Source organism: Shewanella zhangzhouensis (genome assembly GCF_019457615.1).
In the GTDB taxonomy this organism is placed as follows: Bacteria; Pseudomonadota; Gammaproteobacteria; order Enterobacterales; family Shewanellaceae; genus Shewanella; species Shewanella zhangzhouensis.
Genome location: NZ_CP080414.1, coordinates 3,270,835 through 3,292,500, shown reverse-complemented (window position 1 = coordinate 3,292,500; position 21,666 = coordinate 3,270,835). Strand labels below are relative to the sequence as shown.

The window sequence follows — 21,666 nt, the reverse complement described above, 5'->3', positions numbered from 1 at the left end:
AGCTTGGCACTGAACATTGACCCTACATGTGTAGGATAGGTGGGAGACTTTGAAGCGGGAACGCCAGTTCTCGTGGAGTCAACCTTGAAATACCACCCTTGTAGTGTTGGTGTTCTAACCTCGGTCCATGAATCTGGACTAGGGACAGTGCCTGGTGGGTAGTTTGACTGGGGCGGTCTCCTCCCAAAGAGTAACGGAGGAGCACGAAGGTTGGCTAAACACGGTCGGACATCGTGTGGTTAGTGTAATGGCACAAGCCAGCTTAACTGCGAGACAGACACGTCGAGCAGGTACGAAAGTAGGTCATAGTGATCCGGTGGTTCTGCATGGAAGGGCCATCGCTCAACGGATAAAAGGTACTCCGGGGATAACAGGCTGATACCGCCCAAGAGTTCATATCGACGGCGGTGTTTGGCACCTCGATGTCGGCTCATCACATCCTGGGGCTGAAGTCGGTCCCAAGGGTATGGCTGTTCGCCATTTAAAGTGGTACGCGAGCTGGGTTCAGAACGTCGTGAGACAGTTCGGTCCCTATCTGCCGTGGGCGTTGGAAGATTGAGGGGGGTTGCTCCTAGTACGAGAGGACCGGAGTGAACGAACCGCTGGTGTTCGGGTTGTCATGCCAATGGCATTGCCCGGTAGCTACGTTCGGAATCGATAACCGCTGAAAGCATCTAAGCGGGAAGCGAGCCCCAAGATGAGTCTTCCCTTGGACCTTGAGTCCACTGAAGAGCCGTCCGAGACCAGGACGTTGATAGGCAGGGTGTGTAAGCGTTGTGAGGCGTTGAGCTAACCTGTACTAATGACTCGTGCGGCTTAACCATACAACCCAGATGGGTTTCAGATGGTGTAGATAGTCTTGAAGAGACCAGACTTGATTGAAGTGATAACTCAATAGCACAGAATACCGGTCGCTTAGCTCAGCCGGGAGAGCACCTCCCTTACAAGGAGGGGGTCACTGGTTCGATCCCAGTAGCGACCACCATCATTTCTGCGAAACGCAGCTTTCCGAATTAACAAATTTGTCTGGTGACAATAGCGCTCTGGTCCCACCTGATCCCATTCCGAACTCAGTAGTGAAACGGAGCAGCGCCGATGGTAGTGTGGGGTCTCCCCATGTGAGAGTAGGTCATTGCCAGACGCCTAATTTGGGCCTAGCCCAAAGGAGCGGTAGTTCAGTTGGTTAGAATACCGGCCTGTCACGCCGGGGGTCGCGGGTTCGAGTCCCGTCCGCTCCGCCAACTTAAGTGAAAAGCCTCATCTTCGGATGGGGCTTTTTGCGTTTTGTTTCCCGCGACAGAGCCCTACGGCCTCCAGGTCGCGACACTGGCCGTGTGCGTTGACTAACGTCCGCTCCGCCAACTTACATAAAGCCTCGCTGGAAACAGCGGGGCTTTTTTGTATTTAACGCTCGTGAAAGTGCTGCGTACTTTGTCGCGGGCGGCCCAGTCCAATAGCATCCCTGCTTAAAAGCCCAGTTCGGCATCCATGCCTCTCGCTCGTAAGCACATCGTTTCGCGATACTCGCCCGCCAACTAAAGACGAAAGCCTCTGCATGCTCTTGTAAACAAGCGTGCAGAGGCTTTTTTCGTTTTACAACATTTGCACTTGGTGTTGTGGCGCCTCGGATAAATCCGCCCCAGCTACGCTAAAGCTTTGCGCTAATCTACACGGATGTAGCGAAGGTAGAAAACGTCTGGAACGGTTTTCTACCGTAAGCTTGTGGCCCGCCATACTCGTCAGCCAACTTACACAGAGCCTCCTCTGGGCGTGCCCGCCGAAATAGCGGGGCTTTTTTGTATTTATCGCGCCCGAAAGTACGCAGCACTTTCGAGAGCTTCGAATGGCTGCCTCACCGGATCGCGTGGCGTCTTGTGCAGCCGTATTCTTCTTTGGCAGCCCAGGCTGGCATCTGATAGTGGTAGATTGGCGTTTGAAGCCTTGAAGGACAGCATGTGCCGAAAAGGCTTTGCCTCTCATTCACAAACACATTGCTTTGCCACACGCTCTGCTAACTTAAAGACGAAATTCCTCGGATGCTCTTTGAACCATGAGTCTGGCTATCGTCTCATTTTCTGGCGTTGAAACCTTGATGGTACCTTTCAGAGTGACCGTTTTAACGCGCATTGGGTGAAGTGGATACTGAAAGGTGTGGTATCTAAACTGAGCATGCAGTTTGTCCCTTTGGTCGTTTAACTAAGCAAATATCATTGCGATGTTCTAACTGGTTGCTGAAGGTTTTTCAGAGCGGAACACTGCTTAACCAGGACTCTTTGCACCAGGGTAAGCATTAGGCATCTTCAGCACAGTCCCAGGTGGCATTATGCCAGTTACGTTCGGCGATGGTACTTGATAGACTAATCGGCCATTAAACAGCGTTTTAGGCCGTTTTGCTCGGGGCTAATCTGCAGATGTTAGAGACAACTTATGTCGTCAATCGGGTATCCGCTGGGCGCAGTAAGCTGCATGTATTGATAAACAGACCTTTGTGGCTGAAAAAGCCGCAACCAAGCGGTTTTCATTAAAAAAGTGCTTTACCTTTAAGGGGGCTTTTTGCATAATGCCCTCCGTCAACAGGGGTGTAGTTCCAATTGGTAGAACAGCGGTCTCCAAAACCGATGGTTGCGGGTTCGAGTCCTGCCACCCCTGCCATATACCAGAAAGGCCGTTCAGAAATGAACGGCCTTTCGTCTTTTTGACGTTTGGTTAATTTGGGTTCCCCGCTTTAAACTGCAACCGGGCTGCGATTTAGTCCTCCAACAGGCTTCGCAGCATCCAGGCGTTCTTTTCATGAATACTGACTCTTTGGGTGAGCAAATCCACAGAGGCTTCGTCGCCACTTTCTGCCGCAAGCGGAATGAGCGCTCTGGCACTGCGGATAATGATTTCCTGGCCTTCTATCAGGCTGGCAATCATGTCTCTGGCATTGAGGCCACCGGTGTCTTCCTGGATGTCGGTTATTGCGGCAAAAGCGCTGTAAGAACCTATGGCCTTTACACCCAAGGCCCGAACCCGCTCTGCAATGCTGTCCACGGCAAGGGCAAGTTCGGTATACTGCTGCTCAAACATGAGGTGTAGACTGGTGAACATAGGGCCGGTCACGTTCCAGTGAAAGCTGTGGGTCTTGAGATACAGGCCATAGCTGTCAGCCAATAGCTTATAGAGACCTTTGGCGATGGCGAGGCGATTTTGTTGGTCGATACCGTTGTTGATCATAATAGTCTCCTCCTGTTTTGATTAAACTAGATTAATCAATTAAAAATTGCGTTTAAAATTGAAATAATAGATTAAAGTGTTCGATCCGATAAATAGGAAGGGCAATGGAAAAAACGGCATATCTGGATGCCATGGGCATCGCCCGTTGGCGTGAGGCTGGCAAGTCTGCGCCATTATCGCCTGAGCTCAAGTGGGCGATTAACAACATGTTTAATCATCCTCTGTTCGCTGAGCTTGAATGCCAGATAGAAGAGTCCTTCATTGCGTTCATACCATGTTCCGGCGAAAGCCGCTCTGTGTTACTGGGGCAACTGGATACGCCGGAAGGTAAGCGAGCGCTCTGGCGTGCGCTCAGCGCCTGCGGAGCCTTGTAGTGAAGATTGAGACATTACGTCAGCAAGATGCACCCAAAATGGCACTCATTGAGTCTGAGGCTCATTCCCATCCGATGTCGGAGGGGGCGCTGCTTGATTGCTTCGGTCCTCTGTATCGCTGCAGCGGACTCTATCGGGACGATGTGCTGCTGGGATTTACCATAGTGCAGCAGATTGTGGATGAGGCAACCCTGTTTGATATTTGCGTGCTGCCCTCGGCACAGGGGGAAGGCCTGGGTAAGTTACTGCTCCAGCAGGTGATTGCCGACGCATGCAGCCATGGTGCACAGGTGCTGATGTTGGAGGTACGTGCCTCCAATATGGCCGCCATTAGCCTGTATCAGCGCCTGGGATTCACGGAGATTGGCAGGCGCAAGGCTTATTACCCAACGGCCGAAGGCCGCGAGGATGCGGTGCTGATGGATTTAAGGCTGGAGCACGGCTGAGCCTGTTCTGCAGGGATAACCCAATAAAAAACGGCGCCAATGCGCCGTTTTTCAGTTTTAAAGCAGGCTTAATGGCAAACCTGCTTATTTCACTTCCTTGCCCTGTGCCTGGAGGTCGGCATGGTAGCTTGAGCGTACCAGCGGGCCGCAGGCGGCGTGGCTGAAGCCCAGATCTTCGGCAATAGCTTTCAGCTCATCAAATTCCTGTGGGCTCACGTAGCGCTCTACCGGTAGGTGGAACTTGGACGGCTGCAGATACTGGCCCAGGGTCAGCATGTTTACATCGTGGGCACGCAGATCTTTGAGCACCTGAATGATCTCTTCGTTGGTTTCACCCAGACCCATCATCAAACCGGACTTGGTTGGAATATTGGGGTGACGCTCTTTAAAGCGCTTGAGCAGATCCAGAGACCACTGATAGTTGGCGCCCGGGCGAGCTTTGCGATAGTGCGCCGGCGCAGTTTCCAGGTTGTGGTTGAACACATCCGGTGGATTGGTGCTCAGGATATCCAGCGCAACGTCGATACGGCCGCGGAAATCGGGCACCAGGGTTTCAATCTGGATGTGCGGATTCAGTGCGCGGATTTCACGGATACAGTCGGCAAAGTGCTGGGCACCACCGTCACGCAGATCGTCACGGTCAACGGAGGTGATCACCACGTACTTGAGCTTCATATCGCGGATGGTCTTGGCCAGTTTAACCGGCTCATCGGCATCAGGTTTCAGTGGGCGGCCGTGGGCCACGTCGCAGAATGGGCAGCGGCGTGTACAAATGGCACCCAAAATCATAAAGGTGGCGGTACCGTGGTTAAAGCATTCCGCCAGGTTGGGGCAGGAGGCTTCTTCACATACAGAGTGGAGGCCGTTGCTGCGCAGCGCCTGTTTGATTTCGGTAATGCGCTGATTGGAAGCAGGCAGCTTAACCCGCAGCCAATCTGGCTTTCTGAGCATGGTTTCACGCTCGGAAGGCATGATTTTTACCGGAATTCGGGCGACTTTGTCTGCGTCACGCAGTTTGACGCCCGGCTGCAATCTTTCGGGTCTGTTCATTTTATTCTGCTAATCCTTGGTGATGGACCAGGTGCTCATAGCCAAGAAGCTGGCTAAAGGTGAGGGTGAGTTTTTCACCTGCTTCGTTTACGGTAATGGGGCCGCCCAGTGCTTTGCACTGAACCATTTCCAAGCCGGCATAACCGCAGGGATTGATGCGTTGGAAAGGGGAGATATCCATGTCGACATTAAGCGCCAGCCCATGGAAAGAGCAACCACGGCGAATGCGCAGGCCAAGTGATGCAACCTTGCGCTCATCAACGTACACCCCGGGTGCATCGGCTTTGGCATAGGCGTCGATACCGTAGGCTTTCAGCATATCCACAATGCTTTGCTCTATGTGGGTGACCAGCTGACGAACGCCGATTTTAAGGCGTTTGATGTCCAGCAGGGGGTAAGCAACCAACTGACCCGGGCCGTGATAAGTCACCTGACCACCGCGGTCTACCTGAATAACAGGAATGTCGCCGGGATTGAGGATATGCTCGGCTTTACCGGCTTGCCCCTGGGTAAATACCGGAGGATGTTCAACCAACCAGAGTTCATCCGGGCTGCTTTCATCGCGGTTATCGGTGTAGTGCTGCATGGCGTGCCAGACAGTTTCATAATCCTGATTTCCCAGGTGTCTGATGTGCAGAGTCTTGGCTTGCAAGGGCTACCTCTCCCCTCTGGTTCAGCGTGGCGGCATTATACGCCGCGGATGCCGAAATGTAACACAGAAGCGCTTACAGGGCGCGCCAGAATAATTAAAGTACCCGTTTTACGCCGTCGATGGCGGCAAGGGACGTGTACAGGGTTTCAATGTGGTCCTTGCTGGTGACGGTAACGCGAATGGTTACAGACAGATATGTGCCCTTACTGGACACCTTACTGGTTGGGCTGTAATCACCTGGAGCATGTTGCTGAACCACAGCGACCACGCGATCGGCCAAAGTCTCGCTGGCATCTCCCACAACCTTGAAGGGGAATGAACAGGGAAACTCCAGATATTGGTCAAAAGTGGTGTTTAGCATAGTCGATTATCTCTGTCGTGGGCTTGGGCCTCAAATATGGCGGCGATTATAGCCCAATCAAGGTCTGGGGGCGAAAAAAATGCCACCCGAAGGTGGCATTTTCATCCAAGTTGGCTTAGCTCAGCCAGCTGGCGAAGAGCTGCTTGAAGTAATCCATCAGTTTGGAGAACCAGCTGCCTTCGTTCACTTCCTGCAGTGTTACCAGCGGGAATTGTGCTATGTCTTTGCCATCCAACTGGAAATACACGCGGCCTACGACTTCGCCTTTGGCCAGTGGTGCTTCCAGTGGCTTGGTCAGTTCAAAGTTGGCCTGAAGCTCTTTCCCTTTGCCGCGACGAATGGTCAGAGGAGTGTCGGTGGCAACACCCAGGTCGACACTCTCACGATCGCCGTACCAAATTTGTTGGTTTACGAAGCTGTCACCGGCCTTGTAGGGGGTAACGGTTTCAAAGAAGCGGAAACCATAGGACAGCAGCTTTTTGCTTTCGGCCTTACGGGAAGCCTCGCTGCTGGCGCCCATGACCACAGAAATCAAACGCATGTCGTCCTGTGTGGCAGAGGCCACCAGGTTATAACCCGCGCCAGAGGTGTGGCCAGTCTTAATACCGTCCACGTTCATGCTCTTGTCCCACAAGAGGCCGTTACGGTTGTATTGCTTGATGCCGTTAAAGGTGAACTCTTTTTCGGAATAGATGCGGTACTCTTCCGGCACATCACGGATAAGGGCGGCACCCAGAATTGCCATGTCATAGGCGGTGGTTTTGTGGTTGTCAGAGTCCAGACCGTGGCTGTTTTCAAAGTAGCTGTCGGTCATGCCGAGCTGCTTGGCCCAGGAATTCATCATATCGACGAAAGCATCTTCGGTACCGGCAATGTGCTCGGCCATGGCCACACAGGCATCGTTACCGGACTGGATGATGATGCCACGGTTCAAATCGGCAGCTTTTACGGTTTTGCCCACCTCGATAAACATCTTTGAGGAATCGGGAAAGTTCTTTGACCAGGCATTTTTGGTGATGGTGACGTCATCTTCAGGTGAGATGTTTCCCACTTTCATTTCATGACCAATCACATAGCTGGTCATCATCTTGGTAAGGCTGGCCGGATTCAGCTGCTCATAAGCATGTTCTTCGGCAATGATTTGGCCGGTGTGATAGTCCATCAACACATAAGCTTTGGCGGCTACGGAAGGGGCATCTGGAACGACGGTCGGTGGTGCTGCAAAGGCGCTGGCAGACATAATGGCCAGGAGCAACATCGATTTTGGGGCGCTAGGTTTGATTACTTTCATCATTAACTACACGTTTTCTCAGGAGGTTTTAGTAAACGGTATGAAACCCGTCGAGTCTAACATTAATTGACAAGGGATTGCAGTGAAGGTTCCTTCATGTTCAGGATTTGGGCTCAGTAACCAAATAGCCACTAGGGTAACCCTGTTGGCGCATTTGCTGCAGCATTTTACTGGCAATACCTTCGTGGCCAAGGGGGCCCAGCTGCAGGCGATAGAGGGTATCTTTTTCCTGTAACCGATATCCGAGCTGGTATTTAGCGGCAAGTTCTTTACCCAGGCGGTTCAGCCTGTCTCTGTCCTTGGATGCGACAACCTGAATAAAGTAATGGTTGGGATCCTGACTGCTGGTATACGCCTCATTTTCCGGCGAAGGAATGTAAATGGTTTCAATCTCGACGCGGGCGGTACCCGTGTTCAGCATGCCGAGGCGATAGGCGGCGGCGTAGGATAAATCAATGATGCGCCCCTCATGAAACGGACCCCTGTCATTCACTCTGACTATCACTTCTTTTTTGTTATCCAGATTGCGTACGCGGACAAAGCTTGGCAGCGGCAGGGTCTTGTGGGCAGCGGTCATGCTGTACATGTCATACACCTCGCCATTGGAGGTGTGATATCCATGGAACTTGGTGCCATACCAGGAGGCGAGACCCGATTCACGGAAGTTGGCGGCAGACGCCAACACGTTATAGGACTTGCCCATCACAGTGTAGGGTTTATTGCCGCCGCGGCTGTAGGGTTCGTAACGTGGGATGGCATCGGGAACCTGGCTGACATCCGGCGCCGCGTCTGGGTAGGCATCGTGTTTTTGATGATACCTGTCCCCCTTGGTGCTGGGTTTGTTGTTGCCCCCGGGCTCAGGCGAGGAAGAGCAACCGCCCAGAACGAGTGTCAGAGCCAATAAAGGCCAACAGGATTTACTACTTGGCATGGGCATGTTTAAGCTGCTCACTGAATTCATAGGCCGCCATGGCGTAAAGAGGGCTGCGATTATAACGGGTGATTACGAAAAAATTCTTAAAACCCGTCCAGTATTCGTTGTGCGTTTCCTGCTCCAGTTTAAACAGCATCGCAGGCCGGGCAATATCCAGATCCCGTTTGTCCGCAAGGCCGAAGCCGCCTCCGAGTATATCGGAGGCCTTGAGGGTTAACGGCTCTCCCTTCCAGAGTGAGGCCGTTGGCGGCGTTTCACCGTAGCTTTCCAATCGAAACGCGACAGGGTCGCCCGCCTTCCAGCCATGCTGATGAAAATAATTGGCCACACTGCCGATGGCGTCGGCGGGGCTGCCGAGCAAGTCTTTGCGGCCATCGCCATCAAAATCGACCCCGTAGTAACGGTAGCTGGAGGGCATAAACTGGCCAAATCCCATGGCACCGGCGTAGGAGCCCTTCAATGTGCTCACATCGAGCTTTTCTTCCTGCTCAAGTTTTTGCAGCTCGCCCAGCTCTTTCAGAAAAAAACTGGCCCTGGGCGGGTAGTAAAAGCCAAGGGTATAGAGGGCGTCGCGCACGCTGAAGTTGCCCATGGTTTGGCCGTAATGGGTTTCGATGCCAATGATGGCCACAATCATCTGAGGTTCAACGCCAAACTGGGCCGATGCTTTGTCGATGGTGCTTTCGTGGGCACGCCAGAACTCGAGCCCGGCGTTCAGTCTGGCTTCGGTGAGAAAACGCGGCCGGTAGAGATGCCAGGGCTTGGCCTCCCAAGGGCGGCTGATGGCTTCAATCACCTTGGGGTTATATTGGGCATCGGCCAGAAATGCATCGATTTGGGATTGGGAAAAACCAAGCGCACTCTGGCGGGAAATAAAGCTGTCCCTGGCAGTGTCGATTTGTGTCTCGGCAGCGAGCACAAGATTGGCGGCAAGAAGGCCTGGCAACAAGGCAAGGCCCGGGGCAAAACTCATCGGCATTCCTTAGCGGTCGACAAAGCGCCTGTGGGTTTGAATGCTCATTAGAATGCCAAAACCTGTCATCAATGTCAGCATCGAGGTGCCGCCGTAGCTTATCAGGGGTAAGGGCACGCCCACCACGGGCAAAATGCCGCTGACCATGCCGATATTCACGAAGATGTACACGAAGAAAGTCAGGGTGATAGAGCCTGCCAACAAACGGGCAAAGTTGGTTTGTGCCCGCGAGGCGATGACCAGTCCCCGGCCAATCACATACAGGTACATGGCGAGTAACAGAATGGCGCCGATAAGACCGAACTCTTCGCCAATCACCGCAAAGATAAAGTCGGTGTGACGTTCGGGCAGAAACTCCAGCTGCGACTGGGTGCCGTGGAGCCAGCCCTTGCCGTCCACGCCACCGGAGCCGATGGCGATTTTCGACTGAATAATGTGGTAACCGGCGCCGAGCGGATCTTTTTCCGGATCCAGCAGAGTCAGTACCCGGCGGCGCTGGTAGTCGTGCATCAGGAAATACCAGAGTATTGGCAAAAACGACAGCACAGAAGCCAATAGCCCAAGTACTATGTACCAGCTCATCCCGGACAGGAAGAGTACAAAGATGCCCGAGGCCGCCACCAGGATGGAAGTCCCCAGATCGGGTTGCTTGGCTATCAGCAGGGTTGGAATAAGCATGATAACTGCCGCTGCTGCCAGATACCGCTTCTTCGGTGGCAGGGTAAATTTGCTGATAAACCAGGCCATGGTAATGGGGAAGGCGAGTTTGATAAGCTCAGAGGGCTGAAATTCCATAAAGCCCAGATTCAGCCAGCGCTGGGCACCTTTATTGATTTCCCCGAAAAAGTGCACCCCAAGCAGCAGGATAATCCCGGCGATATAAATCGGCAGGGCCCAGCGGCGCAGAATTTCCGGATTTATCTGTGCCATAAACAGCATGATGCCGAGGGAGAGACCCATGCGAACCAGCTGCCGCTCCAACATGGCGGGATCTTCACCCGAGGCAGACCAGATAACAAACAGGCCAAACCCCATAATGGCCAGCAGTCCAAGCAAAAGCGGTAAGTCGATGTGCATCCGTTGCCAGATATTCTTACGGGCATGATCCCTTGTCATGGTTGCACCTTCCACTGCTCATGGAGCATAAATTCATCCAGCATGGCGCGGGCCACAGGACCGGCATTGGCACCGCCCCAACCGGCGTTCTCCAATACCACAGCCAACACTATCTTGGGAGACTCAAAGGGGGCGTAAGCCACAATCAGGGCGTTGTCTCTCAGGTGCTCTGCCACCTTGTCGTGGTCGTATTTGGCATCCTGTGCCACCGAAAACACCTGAGCGGTACCTGTTTTCATGGCGGCGGTATAAGTGGCATCGGTAAAGCGCGACTTATGGGCCGTCTGACGCATGGCTTCGTTGATGATTTCCCAGTTGCGGGGATTCTTCAGCGCCACCGGGGGCATCTCTTCGGGTGGCCGCTCGATTTTGGCGCTGTTGTCTTTCATTGCCTTGAGCAGATGGGGCACAAAGCGCTTACCGCGATTGGCCAGAATTGCCGTGGCATTGGCGAGCTGAATAGGTGTTGCTGTCCAATAGCCCTGGCCAATCCCCACCGAGATGGTATCACCGGGATACCAGGGCTGGTTGTGGCGGATACGCTTCCAATCGGAAGAGGGCATGATGCCGGCGGACTCTTCGAAGATATCCACGCCGGTACTTTCACCAAAGCCAAATTGATGCATGAAGGCGGCAATCTTATCTATGCCCATCTTGTGCACCATGTCGTAAAAGAAGATATCGCAGGACTCGACAATGGCATGATAAACATCCACATAGCCATGGCCCCACTTTTTCCAGTCACGCCACTTTCGCTCGACGCCGGGCATTTGCCAGTAGCCTGGATCCCAGATGCGGGTGCGCTCTGTGACGACCTGTTCCTCCAGCCCCATCAGTGCCATATGGGGTTTGATGGTTGAGGCGGGAGCGTACAGCCCCTGGGTGGCGCGGTTAATCAGCGGTCTAGCCTTGTCGTTGAGCAGGGCGCTGTAATCCCTGGAGCTGATCCCCTGCACAAAGAGGTTGGGATCGTAGGACGGGCTCGACACCATCGCCATGATGCCACCGTCACGGGGATCGATAGCCACTATGGTGCCACGACGCCCGGACAGCAGTTCCATGGCCTTTTTCTGCAAATTGATGTCCAGTGTCAGGTAGAGATCCTGACCCGGCTCCGGCGGTACGGTTTTCAGGGTACGAATGGTTCGGCCACGGTTGTTGACCTCTTCTTCCAGGTGCCCTGGTTTGCCGTGAAGCAGATTTTCGTAATACTTTTCAATACCCTGCTTACCTATGTCCTTGCTGGCTGCATAGTCTGGCCAGCGGTCAGCTTTTTCCAGCGCGGTCCTGTCTTTGGCGTTGATTTTGCCCACAAAGCCCAGCACGTGCGTCAGGAGCTCGCCATGGGGGTAGAAACGTTTTAGGCCGGCTTCCACCCGTACGCCGGGAAACTGATGCTGATTTACGCTGAATGCGGCCACTTCTTCCTCAGTCAGGTTATCCCTGAGCGTAAGGGGCTTAAAGCGGCGGTGGTATTTGAGGGCTTCGAGGAACTCTGCCTGGGCTTCTTCAGTCAGCGGTATCACAGTCGAGAGCTGCGTCAGTGTCTCGGGGATGTTTTTAACCTTTTCGGGAATGAGCTCAAGGGAATACACCGGTTGATTTTCGGCGAGCAGCACGCCATTGCGGTCATAAATCAGGCCGCGGCTTGGAGCAACCGGTGTTACCCGGATGCGGTTGTCATTGGAGCGCGTGGTGTAGTCCGTGTAGGCGGTGACCTGCAGGTGATACAGGTTGGTCAGGAGTACACCAAAAAGTGCGACCACGCAGAGAAAGGTAAATATCGCCCGCCGCTTGAACAATGCTGCCTCAGCGGCGTGGTCATGCATGGCTACCCGTTTTCTTGGTGTCACTCAACGTCTCCGGTGCAATCAGCGGCCTGACAAGGGCTCGCTATTCCCTGTGATAAGGATGGTTGTTGTTAATGCTCCAGGCCCGGTAGAGGCTTTCCGCCACGACTACCCTCACCAGAGGGTGGGGCAGAGTCAGCGCCGATAAACACCAGCTCTGGGCTGCGGCCTGTTTGCACGCCGGAGCTAGGCCTTCGGGGCCACCAATCAAGAGGCTGACATCACGGCCATCGAGCTGCCATTTGGACAGGGCGCTCGCCAGTTCGGGAGTCGTCCAGTTCTTGCCGGGAAGATCCAGGGTAACAATATGATTACCCTTGGGAATTGCTGCAAGCATTTGTTCACCCTCCTTTTGCAGGATGCGGGCGATATCGGCGTTTTTACCGCGCTTGCCAGCGGGGATTTCGACAAGCTCAAGCGCCATGTCTCGGGGGAAACGGCGCTGATATTCTTCAAATCCGCGGGTAACCCAATCGGGCATCTTGGTGCCCACGGCGATGAGTTGCAGTTTCATCAGGCGGGTTCTTGCCAGAGCTTTTCAAGCTGATAAAAGTCGCGGGTTTGTTCCTGCATCACGTGCAGAATGACTTCACCCAAATCCACCAGAACCCATTCGCTGGTGTCGCGGCCTTCGCTGCCGAGAATGGTGATGTTGGCCTCTCTGGCCTTGGAGAGCAGGTTCTCGGCGATGGCGCGGACGTGGGTTTTTGACGTACCCGAGCAGATCACCATGTAATCTGTGATGTTGGAGTGTTTGCTGACATCCAGTACTACCAGATCCCGTGCTTTAAGATCTTCAATCTTATCGACAACAAATTGCTTCAGTTCTTCGCTTTGCACGCGAAATTACCCCATGTGTTTCCAAAAAAAGAGCGCGACAGTATAGCAGCAGCCAGTGGCAGAATACACCGCCTAGCGGTACAGCCCCTGGGTCTCAATCACCCAGGCCACTGACTCTGGCACTAACTGGCGAATATCCCGTCGCTCGGCCAACGCAGCGCGGATGTCGGTGGAGGAAATGTCCTGCTCCCAGATGTCAGTGATTAACACCTTACCGCTGTTCTCAACCGGTAAGTCGGCTCCCGTGTGTTGTCTGTCCGCGAGCACCTTTGCCATGGCGTGGTCGACTGCCAATTGATAACCGGGCCGGGCACACACCACCAGGTGGCAGAGATTAAACAGTTGCTGCCACTCAAACCACTTATCCAGCGACAGAAAAGAATCCATCCCCATGACAAAGTAGAACACCCTGTCGGGATAAAGTTCCTTCAACTGCCTGAGAGTGTTGACCGTGTAACTGGGCTCGTCGCGGCGAAGCTCGATGTCGCACAGTTTGAATGCCGGGAACTCCCGGCACAGTGCGTCAATCATCTCAAGTCTTGCCCCCGGGCTGGCATGGGTGCCGGGTTTGTGGGGCGGAATATGATTTGGCAACAGCCAACAATCCTGCATTGGCCAGTGTTCAAGTACATCCAGCAGTGGCCTGATATGGCCAAAGTGAGGCGGATCAAAGGTGCCGCCAAGTAGTGCCGTGTGCCGCTTTGGATTATGTTGCTTGCTCATATCAGCCCCGGGTATCCACCAGAGCACTGTGGGCAGCGGCATCAAACAGCAGGCAAAGGTGAGTCAGCAGTGTCCAGTCCTCTTCTCCGCCCTGTTTAAGCTTAAGCTCCAGTGAGGATGAGAGGGCGAGCATGGCTTCAATCTGTGGCAGTGACAGCCGCGACAGTGCGGCCTCATAGAGCGGCTTGCGCTTGTCCCAAATCCGCAGCCTTGACCACATTGGTGCCAAGGATTCCCTTTGTACCATGGCTGTTTTCAATTGCAGCAGACTCGCAAGTTCGCGAAACACGGCCCAGAGCACAATGGGCAGGGCTGTGCCTTCAGCCTTGAGCTGGGCCAATATATGGGCCACGCGCTGCTGTTGGTTTCCAAGCAGGGCATCACTGAGCTGAAACACGTTGAAGCGGGATTGGTCGTCGAAATACTGGCTCAGTTCTTCGGCGCTGATCCGTCGGTTGGCTGCAAGCAGCGCCAGTAGTTGTACCGCCTGCTCAGCGGCCAGCAGGTTACCTTCGTACAGGGTTGCCAGTAATTGGCGCGCGTCACCGTCCAGCATCAATCGGTTGGCGGCAATGCGGCCATCTAACCAGCGGAAAAATTGCTGCCCTTCAGGTGTATTGCAGGGAACATAGACACCGGCGTTGTCGAGGGTTTTAAACCATTTGCTGTTGGTTTGCTCGGCGGCGAGTTTGGGACCGCGCAGGATAAGCAGCAGGTCTGGGTTAGGCTGCGCCATCAGGCTCGTCAGCATGGCGCTGCCATCGGCGCCGGGTTTGGCCTGGGGCAGGGTGAGTTCGATAATGCGGCGGCTGGCAAAGAGGCTTAAGGCCTGCCACTCGTTTTGCAAGTCGTGCCAGTTGAAGCCGTTATCCTGCTCAAGGCTGATACGCTCTTCAAATCCTTGCTGCCTTGCGGCCATCAATAACTGAGAGCGGGCGTTTTCTATCAACCAGGCATCGTCACCGAACAAACAGTAACATTGGGCCAGCGGTGTCAGGTGGCGGCCCAGCTGCTCAGGATAAACCCGCATCAGCGCTCCCCGAGGGACGAGAGGGTTTGGATAAGGTTGTCGGCGGCTTGCTGGCGCATTTCTTTGAGCAGCAGCTCCATTTCGCGACTCTTGGCCAGTGCGGTGCGGGGGTCATCCAGATAGTCGCGGCGGATTTCCACGCTGAATGGCTTGGCCTCTTCGCCGGGAAAAGCCACGGCAAAGTCGACATGGTATATCAGCTCGTACTCGGCGACATGGCCGGTGGGGTAGAGCGAGAGTGTGGTGCGCTCGAGGGTGTCACGCAGCAACCGCACCGAGGGTACCTTGGCATCTGACGCGACCACATTCACACCTGACAGGCGCAGGCGATCTTTAACCAAGCGGGTCAGCTCGCTGTATTCATCGGCGCTGTCGACACTCAATTGCTTGAGGGAGGCCGGAATTTGATAACTGCCCTGAAGACGAAAGCCGCAGCCGGTGACGCCAGTGAGCAGCGCCAAACCCAAAATGGCGGTAAGCAATGTTCTAACCATGGCGAAATGCTTCTTCCTTTTGTTAAGCAGAAAAACCCGCCGCAGCGGGTTTTTCTTTAATCCCCTGAACCGGCGACAGTGTCGCAGGCTACAGGTCAGTTGGCAACGATGTTGAGCAGTTTACCCGGCACGTAAATAACCTTGCGCACGGTGACGCCATCTGTGTATTTACGCACGGCGTCTTCGGCAAGGCCCAGGGCCTCCACCTGCTCTTTGGTGGCATCGGCCGCGACTGTGAGCTTGGCACGTACCTTACCGTTCACCTGTACCACGATGAGTTTGCTGTCTTCAACCAGTGCCGACTCGTCGGTGGCCGGCCAACCGGCGTCTTCGATGGCGCCACTGTTACCCAGTTCCCGCCACAGGTTGAAACACACGTGCGGTGCGATGGGGTAGAGCAGACGTACCACCGCAGACAGGGCTTCGTTCATCAGCGCCTTGTCCTGGGCAGACTCCAGCGGTGCCTTTTGCAGGTGGTTCATCAGCTCCATTACGGCGGCAACGGCGGTGTTGAACATCTGACGGCGCCCGAGATCATCAGTCACCTTGGCGATGGTTTTGTGCAGCTCACGGCGCAGGGCTTTTTGATCAGCATTGAGCGCTGCTACATCCAGGGCTTCGGTGGCCGGGGCTGCACTGTACTCAGAGGCCAGTTTCCACAGACGCTTGATAAAGCGGTGCGCACCTTCCACGCCGGATTCCTGCCATTCCAGGGTCAGCTCCGGTGGTGAGGCGAACATCATAAACAGACGCACTGTGTCGGCGCCGTATTTTTCCACCATCACCTGAGGGTCGATACCGTTGTTCTTGGACTTGGACATCTTGCTCATGCCGGTGTACACCAGCTCATGGCCTTCGTTGTCCACGGCCTTGATGATGCGGCCCTTGTCGTCTTTCTCCACCACGGTCACATCGAGGGGCGATACCCATACGCGGGCGCCTTTCTCATTGTTGTAGTAGAAGGCATCGGCCAGCACCATGCCCTGGGTCAGCAGACGCTTGGCAGGCTCGCTTGAGTTCACCAGACCGGCATCACGCAACAGCTTGTGGAAGAAGCGGAAGTACAGCAGGTGCATACAGGCGTGCTCGATACCACCTATGTACTGATCCACCGGCAGCCAGTAGTTGGCTTTGGCTGGGTCCAGCATTTCGTTGGCTTTTGGCGAACAGTAGCGCGCGTAGTACCAGGAAGACTCCATAAAGGTGTCGAAGGTATCGGTTTCACGCAGGGCGTCCTGACCGTTCACCTGGGTCTTGGCCCACTCTTTGTCGGCCTTGATGGGACTTTGCACGCCGTCCATTACCACATCTTCCGGCAGAATAACCGGCAGCTGGTCTTCTGGGGTTGGCATCACAGTGCCATCTTCCAGAGTGACCATAGGGATAGGGGCGCCCCAGTAACGTTGACGGCTTACACCCCAGTCACGCAGACGGAAGTTCACCTGACGCTTGCCCTTGCCTTCGGCAGAGAGCTTGTCGGCGATGGCATTGAAAGCACCGTCAAAGTCCAAACTGTCGAACTCACCTGAGTTAAACAGAACGCCTTTTTCGGTGTAGGCGGCTTCAGAGATATCCACTTCGCCGTCGGCAGGCTTGATTACGGCCTTGAGTGCCAGACCGTATTTCTTGGCAAATTCGTAGTCACGCTGGTCGTGGGCAGGAACCGACATCACGGCGCCGGTGCCATAGTTCATCAGCACGAAGTTGGCGGCCCATACCGGCACTTCTTCGCCGGTCAGGGGGTGAATGGCGTACAGGCCAGTGGCCACGCCTTTCTTCTCCATGGTGGCAAGCTCGGCCTCAGAGGTGCCGCTTTGCTTGCACTCTTCAACGAAGGCTGCCAGCTCTGGATTGTTCAGCGCGGCTTTTTCAGCCAGTGGGTGACCGGCAGCAATGGCCACATAGGTCACGCCCATCACGGTGTCGGGGCGAGTGGTGTAGATGTCGAAGCTGTCGTCAGAGTCTTTGACCTTGAAGGTCATTTCCACGCCTTCGGAGCGACCAATCCAGTTGCGCTGCATGGTCTTGACCTGCTCAGGCCAACCTTCGAGGGTGTCGATGTCGTTCAAAAGCTCTTCGGCATAGGCGGTGATTTTGATAAACCACTGTGGAATTTCTTTTTGCTCAACCGGAGTGTCACAGCGCCAGCAGCAACCGTCCTGCACCTGCTCGTTGGCCAGTACAGTTTGGTCGTTCGGACACCAGTTCACCGCTGAGGTCTTTTTGTAAACCAGACCTTTTTCATACAGCTTGGTGAAGAACCACTGCTCCCAACGGTAGTATTCCGGGGTACAGGTGGCGATTTCACGGCTCCAGTCGTAGCCAAAACCCAGCATTTTCAGCTGGTTTTTCATGTAATCGATGTTTTCGTAGGTCCAGGGGGCCGGCGCGGTGGCATTTTTGATGGCCGCGTTTTCGGCTGGCAGGCCGAAGGCATCCCAACCTATGGGCTGAAGTACGTTCTTGCCCTGCAGACGCTGGAAACGGGCAACTACATCACCTATGGTGTAGTTACGCACATGACCCATGTGAAGTCGGCCGGAAGGATAGGGGAACATAGAGAGGCAATAGAACTTCTCTTTCGCAGGATCTTCAGTGACTTCAAAGGTTTTGTTATCGGCCCAGTACTTTTGTACCTCAGCCTCGATTTCCGAATGGATGTATTGCTCTTGCATCAATTTTTCCGGCATTGCCGCCTGTTTGTTTGATCACGCGCTTGGTCTGCGCTGCGGGATCTGCATAGAATAAACCAGAAGCGGTTCATTAAAAAGGTTCCCTTGAAGGAGTATTGACGATGACCAGCAGAAGCACGCAATTACTGGCCCTGTATCAGGATCTCATTAAGGATTTGGCCACCCACTTTGAGGCAAACCCCGAGCTGAACGCCAAGAATCTGTTCCGGTTGATGACCTCCGGCGAGGCGTTTGGGCGTCTTAAGGCCCAGGCCGATGAAGAAGAACTGGCGCTGGCACTGGAATTTTTGAGGCGCGATATAGCCGCCTTTTTACAGGAAAAAAACGAAAGCTCCCTGACTCACAGTCCGTCATTTATTGCCATCGAAAACACCCTCTGGCATTGGCTCTCTGAGATCACTGACAGAAGTCAGGTGCAATGGCATGAACTGGCTCAGGATTTTAAACATCACGGCTATTACCAGAGCGGGGAAATTATCAGTCAGGGACGTATGGTGTGCACCAGTTGCGGCCATGGAATGGACATCGAGTTCCCGTCGGTCGTGCCTGATTGCCCTGAGTGTGATAACGATGAGTTTATTCGCGAGGCGCTTGCGCCTTAGTTTTCAGCGGGTCTTCAGTCTTCGTTGGCGGGGGGCTGATGCCGGTGGATATGGGCCCGATTGCCAAATTGATGCTGCCAGCCCTTGTGCCAGGTATTCAGGGTGTCGAGTGAGCGGGGCAGGCTGATGAGGTATCCCTGCAGTACCAGTGCAGGGTAGGTCTGCATCAGGTATTTGAGTTCATCCATGTGCTCTATACCTTCGGCCACCAGAGTAATTCCCAACTGGCGGGCAATTTCAACCAGGCCGTTCAAAATGGCCTGACAAAAGCTGTCTCTGTGAATATTGATAATCAGTGAACGATCGATTTTAACTTCGGTGTAGGGCAAATCTCGCAGTTGATTGATATTGGTAAAGCCGGTGCCAAAGTCGTCCAACGATAATCCAAAGCCTCTCAGACGCAACCGATTCAGGGACTCGAGCTGTGCACTGTTGTGTATGTAATGCTCTTCTGTGATTTCAAGCACCAGCGAATCATTGCTGGCACCACTCTTGCGCCAGATATGCTCCAGACTGTCTGCCAGATAAGTATTCTCAAGCTCTTCCGGACTGATGTTCAAACTGACTTTGATGTCGTTGCCGAGGATGGATTTTATGGTGGGTAAGTCTTTGCATGCCTGCTGCAACATGCGTTGGGACAGCTGCGGCAACATGCCATATTCCTGTATGACCGGCATAAAGCGACAGGGTCTCAGGGCATTGACTTCGCCCGGTAAGCGAATGCGCGCCAGCGCTTCCACACCTACAACCTGACACCTGTTCAAATCCACCTTGGGTTGATAATAAGGGATTACCTGAATTTGGTTAAAGGCGGCCTGAACTTGCTCATGGGTCAGAAGCTGCGCAGGGGGTTCAAGGGTGACACGCAGCTCAGTGGCTTTCTCAACCAGCGCCGATAGGTCGTCCAGTTGCACCGGTTTGCAAATGCAGCCAATCATGTGAAGTCGATGGCGCCGGGCTATGTCAGCTGCGAGGTTGATGATGCGCCTGTCCATTTCAGAAATGATGGCCACGGCGCCTTTGAAGCCCATTTCGCCAAGTTTTCTCAGTACATCCAGACCGTCGGTTTCTGGCATCCGAAGGTCAGTGAGTATGATTTGGAAACGCGCAGGCTCCAGACCCACAACGGCAAGTGCCTTGGTGGCCGATGTCATGGTGGTGATTTTTTCAAACCCCATGCGCGAAAGCATGGTTTTTACCACCATCAAAATGGCTTCAGAATCGTCGATTATCAGGATCTGTTGTTGCCCGAGCATGTCCCTTTGCCCCCTGGAGACTTACCTTTAAATAAGCCTAGTCCCGATGTGGTTTCAGGCAAGCAAAAAACCTGGTTGTTTTCACAAAACAGAATGATTTTAGGGAGAAACAGTGGGCCCCAATTAATTGGAGCCCACTTTTCAGGGCGGGAAGGCGTGCGTTCGACGTATCAGCACGCTTGTTTGCGTCTGTAACCCCATGCAGCCAGTACGATGAAGAGACAGAGCAGATAAAGAGGCAGGTGCCCGGTGCGGGCGAACAGGGTGACGCCCCGGGTCAGGGCAACATCGGTTTTCAGCACCTGGGTTTCAAACTGCGGCACAGCAGCAGCGATGTGGCCAAATTCATCCACCACGGCCGTAACGCCATTATTGGTGGCGCGAAGTAAGGGGCGGCCCAGCTCTGCTGAGCGCATGCGGGCTATCTCCATGTGTTGCAGCGGGCCGTTGGACTCACCAAACCAGGCGTCGTTGGATACTGTCAGCAGCAGATCGGTTTGTGCTGTCACGTTTTCACGCAATTGCTCAGGAAAGGCAATTTCATAGCAAATGGCCGGTGCCAGCTGAAAACCGGCCGCAGTCAGATTCGGCTGCTGATAATCACCACGGCTGAAAGACGACATGGGCAGGTTGAAGAAAGGCGCCAGGGGCCTCAACAGGGACTCGAATGGCACGAATTCGCCGATGGGCAACAGATGATGTTTGCGGAACCTGTTGGTGCCATTGGCCTCATAATCAGGCTCCTGCTGCACTTTTTCGTGATGATTACCCAGCACGATGAGCGAGTTATACCAATGATTATCCTGATGGCTGATGATCCCGGTAATAATGGCATTGTTGTTGAGGTTGGCAACCCGATTGGCGTTATCCAGAAAATCCGCCACCATGGCTTCGGGAGCTGGAATAGCGGCCTCGGGCCACAGAATGATATCGGCATCGGCGTGTGGGCGACTCAAATCCATATACTTGAGCATGGTAGGCCAAAGCTGCTCGGGTTCCCATTTCATGCTCTGTGGGATATTGCCCTGCACCAGCAACACCTTAACGGTGTCGCCACTGCGCTGTACCTGAGGAAACTGATTGGCCGTGTACACCAGTAGGGCAAGCAGTGGCAGAAGCAGTGTTAACGGTAACCAGCGTTTTTGAGCCAGCAGTGCCATAGCGCCGGCACAGACCAGAATGAGCGCGCCTATTCCCTGTACACCGATAAAAGCCGCCAGCGGCAACAGAGGGCCATCGGTCTGACTGTATCCGGCCCAGAGCCAGGGGAAGCCCGTCAGCACCCATCCCCGAGCCCACTCAGTCAATATCCACAATGCAGGGAACAGCAGTAGCAGGTTGGGCAAGGCATGGGCAGTCTTTAATCGGGCGTAAAGCATGCCCACCAGCGCAGGGTAGAGTGCAAGATAGAGCGCCAGCAGTGCCATCAATGACAGCGAAACGACCAGCGGCAGACCGCCAAATCTGTCAATGCTGACGTGTACCCAACTGATCCCAAAGGCAAAGCTGCCAAAGCCAAAACTGAACCAATGGCCAAATGCAACCTTGGGAGACAGCCCCTGTGCCAGCCACAGCGACAGGGCTACTGCAACCGGATAAACGGGCCACAGCGAATAGGGAGCAAAAGCGAGTGAGGTGGAGGCACCGGCGAGAAACGCCAGCAGGAGTCGGGGCCAGCGGCGGCCGGCGATTGCATTCAAGTCCAATTGCAGTCAATCATCCATAGACAGGAAAAAACGGGCCTTGAAGGCCCGTTCCGGGGAAA

At 54.2% G+C, this 21,666-nt stretch carries 20 protein-coding genes, 3 tRNA genes and 2 rRNA genes (1 of these 25 only partly in view); 8 read left to right on the top strand and 17 right to left on the bottom strand.

Going from position 1 to position 21,666, the window contains the following annotated elements; all coding sequences use genetic code 11:
- From K0H63_RS14430 to K0H63_RS14410, 5 genes are all read left to right on the top strand, one after another.
- A 23S ribosomal RNA gene (locus tag K0H63_RS14430) occupies positions 1-824 on the top strand; it begins 2,070 nt to the left of the window's first position.
- 85 nt (positions 825-909) lie between these two features.
- Positions 910-985: transfer RNA gene (locus K0H63_RS14425), tRNA-Val, on the top strand.
- A 40-nt stretch (positions 986-1,025) separates the two neighbouring features.
- Positions 1,026-1,141, top strand: a 5S ribosomal RNA gene (gene rrf / locus K0H63_RS14420).
- Positions 1,142-1,164: 23 nt separating this feature from the next.
- Positions 1,165-1,241 (top strand) — tRNA-Asp (locus K0H63_RS14415).
- A gap of 1,334 nt (positions 1,242-2,575) precedes the next feature.
- A tRNA-Trp gene (locus K0H63_RS14410) sits at positions 2,576-2,652 on the top strand.
- Positions 2,653-2,748: 96 nt separating this feature from the next.
- On the opposite strand, the gene K0H63_RS14405 is transcribed toward K0H63_RS14410, so the two are convergent.
- Positions 2,749-3,216 carry a Dps family protein gene (locus K0H63_RS14405; RefSeq protein ID WP_220065271.1) on the bottom strand — a complete coding sequence of 156 codons (468 nt, stop codon included), beginning with the start codon at positions 3,214-3,216 and terminating at the stop codon, positions 2,749-2,751.
- A 104-nt stretch (positions 3,217-3,320) separates the two neighbouring features.
- On the opposite strand from K0H63_RS14405, the gene K0H63_RS14400 reads away from it, so the two are divergent.
- On the top strand, positions 3,321-3,590 hold the full coding sequence (locus K0H63_RS14400; protein WP_220065270.1) for a hypothetical protein: 270 nt from the start codon (positions 3,321-3,323) through the stop codon (positions 3,588-3,590).
- Positions 3,591-3,628: 38 nt separating this feature from the next.
- Positions 3,629-4,036, top strand: a complete 408-nt coding sequence (gene rimI / locus K0H63_RS14395) for a ribosomal protein S18-alanine N-acetyltransferase (RefSeq protein ID WP_220067914.1) — start codon at positions 3,629-3,631, stop codon at positions 4,034-4,036.
- Between the two features lie 84 nt (positions 4,037-4,120).
- Here rimI and lipA read toward each other — a convergent pair whose 3' ends face one another.
- From lipA to leuS, 14 genes are all read right to left on the bottom strand, one after another.
- The gene (lipA, locus tag K0H63_RS14390; protein ID WP_220065269.1) at positions 4,121-5,086 is read right to left on the bottom strand and encodes a lipoyl synthase; all 966 of its coding nucleotides are present in this window, start codon (positions 5,084-5,086) and stop codon (positions 4,121-4,123) included.
- A gap of 1 nt (position 5,087) precedes the next feature.
- Entirely contained in the window at positions 5,088-5,738 is a 651-nt protein-coding gene (gene lipB / locus K0H63_RS14385) for a lipoyl(octanoyl) transferase LipB (RefSeq protein WP_220065268.1), read from the bottom strand.
- 94 nt (positions 5,739-5,832) lie between these two features.
- Positions 5,833-6,099 carry a DUF493 family protein YbeD gene (gene ybeD, locus K0H63_RS14380; RefSeq protein ID WP_220065267.1) on the bottom strand — a complete coding sequence of 89 codons (267 nt, stop codon included), beginning with the start codon at positions 6,097-6,099 and terminating at the stop codon, positions 5,833-5,835.
- 115 nt (positions 6,100-6,214) lie between these two features.
- Entirely contained in the window at positions 6,215-7,393 is a 1,179-nt protein-coding gene (locus tag K0H63_RS14375; protein WP_220065266.1) for a serine hydrolase, read from the bottom strand.
- A 97-nt stretch (positions 7,394-7,490) separates the two neighbouring features.
- Positions 7,491-8,327, bottom strand: coding sequence for a septal ring lytic transglycosylase RlpA family protein (locus K0H63_RS14370; protein WP_220065265.1), 837 nt, complete (start codon positions 8,325-8,327; stop codon positions 7,491-7,493).
- Positions 8,311-9,297: a lytic murein transglycosylase B gene (mltB, locus tag K0H63_RS14365; RefSeq protein WP_220065264.1), complete on the bottom strand. Its 987-nt coding sequence runs from the start codon at positions 9,295-9,297 to the stop codon at positions 8,311-8,313. The genes K0H63_RS14370 and mltB overlap by 17 nt, the downstream gene beginning before the upstream one ends.
- 9 nt (positions 9,298-9,306) lie before the next feature.
- A complete protein-coding gene (gene rodA, locus K0H63_RS14360) occupies positions 9,307-10,413 on the bottom strand; it encodes a rod shape-determining protein RodA (protein ID WP_220065263.1) in 1,107 nt (368 codons plus the stop codon).
- Positions 10,410-12,266, bottom strand: a complete 1,857-nt coding sequence (mrdA, locus tag K0H63_RS14355; protein WP_220065262.1) for a penicillin-binding protein 2 — start codon at positions 12,264-12,266, stop codon at positions 10,410-10,412. Before mrdA ends, rodA begins: the two co-directional genes overlap by 4 nt.
- A 40-nt stretch (positions 12,267-12,306) precedes the next feature.
- Positions 12,307-12,777 carry a 23S rRNA (pseudouridine(1915)-N(3))-methyltransferase RlmH gene (gene rlmH / locus K0H63_RS14350; RefSeq protein WP_011760696.1) on the bottom strand — a complete coding sequence of 157 codons (471 nt, stop codon included), beginning with the start codon at positions 12,775-12,777 and terminating at the stop codon, positions 12,307-12,309.
- The gene (gene rsfS / locus K0H63_RS14345; protein WP_011760695.1) at positions 12,777-13,103 is read right to left on the bottom strand and encodes a ribosome silencing factor; all 327 of its coding nucleotides are present in this window, start codon (positions 13,101-13,103) and stop codon (positions 12,777-12,779) included. Before rsfS ends, rlmH begins: the two co-directional genes overlap by 1 nt.
- A 72-nt stretch (positions 13,104-13,175) precedes the next feature.
- The gene (gene nadD / locus K0H63_RS14340) at positions 13,176-13,826 is read right to left on the bottom strand and encodes a nicotinate-nucleotide adenylyltransferase (RefSeq protein ID WP_220065261.1); all 651 of its coding nucleotides are present in this window, start codon (positions 13,824-13,826) and stop codon (positions 13,176-13,178) included.
- A gap of 1 nt (position 13,827) precedes the next feature.
- On the bottom strand, positions 13,828-14,856 hold the full coding sequence (holA, locus tag K0H63_RS14335; protein WP_220065260.1) for a DNA polymerase III subunit delta: 1,029 nt from the start codon (positions 14,854-14,856) through the stop codon (positions 13,828-13,830).
- A complete protein-coding gene (locus tag K0H63_RS14330; RefSeq protein WP_220065259.1) occupies positions 14,856-15,350 on the bottom strand; it encodes an LPS-assembly lipoprotein LptE in 495 nt (164 codons plus the stop codon). The genes holA and K0H63_RS14330 overlap by 1 nt, the downstream gene beginning before the upstream one ends.
- Positions 15,351-15,445: 95 nt before the next feature.
- Positions 15,446-18,025 (bottom strand): leucine--tRNA ligase, encoded by a 2,580-nt coding sequence (gene leuS / locus K0H63_RS14325; protein WP_220065258.1) that lies wholly within the window; start codon positions 18,023-18,025, stop codon positions 15,446-15,448.
- Between the two features lie 119 nt (positions 18,026-18,144).
- Between leuS and K0H63_RS14320 the strand changes: the two genes are divergently transcribed.
- The gene (locus K0H63_RS14320; protein WP_011760690.1) at positions 18,145-18,645 is read left to right on the top strand and encodes a zinc ribbon-containing protein; all 501 of its coding nucleotides are present in this window, start codon (positions 18,145-18,147) and stop codon (positions 18,643-18,645) included.
- A 14-nt stretch (positions 18,646-18,659) separates the two neighbouring features.
- Here K0H63_RS14320 and K0H63_RS14315 read toward each other — a convergent pair whose 3' ends face one another.
- On the bottom strand, positions 18,660-19,901 hold the full coding sequence (locus tag K0H63_RS14315) for an EAL domain-containing response regulator (protein ID WP_220065257.1): 1,242 nt from the start codon (positions 19,899-19,901) through the stop codon (positions 18,660-18,662).
- Between the two features lie 170 nt (positions 19,902-20,071).
- A complete protein-coding gene (lnt, locus tag K0H63_RS14310; RefSeq protein ID WP_220065256.1) occupies positions 20,072-21,607 on the bottom strand; it encodes an apolipoprotein N-acyltransferase in 1,536 nt (511 codons plus the stop codon).
- Between the last annotated feature and the right edge of the window lie 59 nt (positions 21,608-21,666).

Coding starts and splice junctions, on each gene's coding strand:
- K0H63_RS14405 (WP_220065271.1), bottom strand. CDS start 3,216: ATGATCAACAACGGTATCGACCAACAAAATCGCCTCGCCATCGCCAAA.
- K0H63_RS14400 (WP_220065270.1), top strand. CDS start 3,321: ATGGAAAAAACGGCATATCTGGATGCCATGGGCATCGCCCGTTGGCGT.
- rimI (WP_220067914.1), top strand. CDS start 3,629: ATGGCACTCATTGAGTCTGAGGCTCATTCCCATCCGATGTCGGAGGGG.
- lipA (WP_220065269.1), bottom strand. CDS start 5,086: ATGAACAGACCCGAAAGATTGCAGCCGGGCGTCAAACTGCGTGACGCA.
- ybeD (WP_220065267.1), bottom strand. CDS start 6,099: ATGCTAAACACCACTTTTGACCAATATCTGGAGTTTCCCTGTTCATTC.
- K0H63_RS14375 (WP_220065266.1), bottom strand. CDS start 7,393: ATGATGAAAGTAATCAAACCTAGCGCCCCAAAATCGATGTTGCTCCTG.
- K0H63_RS14370 (WP_220065265.1), bottom strand. CDS start 8,327: ATGCCCATGCCAAGTAGTAAATCCTGTTGGCCTTTATTGGCTCTGACA.
- mltB (WP_220065264.1), bottom strand. CDS start 9,297: ATGAGTTTTGCCCCGGGCCTTGCCTTGTTGCCAGGCCTTCTTGCCGCC.
- rodA (WP_220065263.1), bottom strand. CDS start 10,413: ATGACAAGGGATCATGCCCGTAAGAATATCTGGCAACGGATGCACATC.
- rlmH (WP_011760696.1), bottom strand. CDS start 12,777: ATGAAACTGCAACTCATCGCCGTGGGCACCAAGATGCCCGATTGGGTT.
- nadD (WP_220065261.1), bottom strand. CDS start 13,826: ATGAGCAAGCAACATAATCCAAAGCGGCACACGGCACTACTTGGCGGC.
- holA (WP_220065260.1), bottom strand. CDS start 14,856: ATGCGGGTTTATCCTGAGCAGCTGGGCCGCCACCTGACACCGCTGGCC.
- K0H63_RS14330 (WP_220065259.1), bottom strand. CDS start 15,350: ATGGTTAGAACATTGCTTACCGCCATTTTGGGTTTGGCGCTGCTCACT.
- leuS (WP_220065258.1), bottom strand. CDS start 18,025: ATGCAAGAGCAATACATCCATTCGGAAATCGAGGCTGAGGTACAAAAG.
- K0H63_RS14320 (WP_011760690.1), top strand. CDS start 18,145: ATGACCAGCAGAAGCACGCAATTACTGGCCCTGTATCAGGATCTCATT.
- K0H63_RS14315 (WP_220065257.1), bottom strand. CDS start 19,901: ATGCTCGGGCAACAACAGATCCTGATAATCGACGATTCTGAAGCCATT.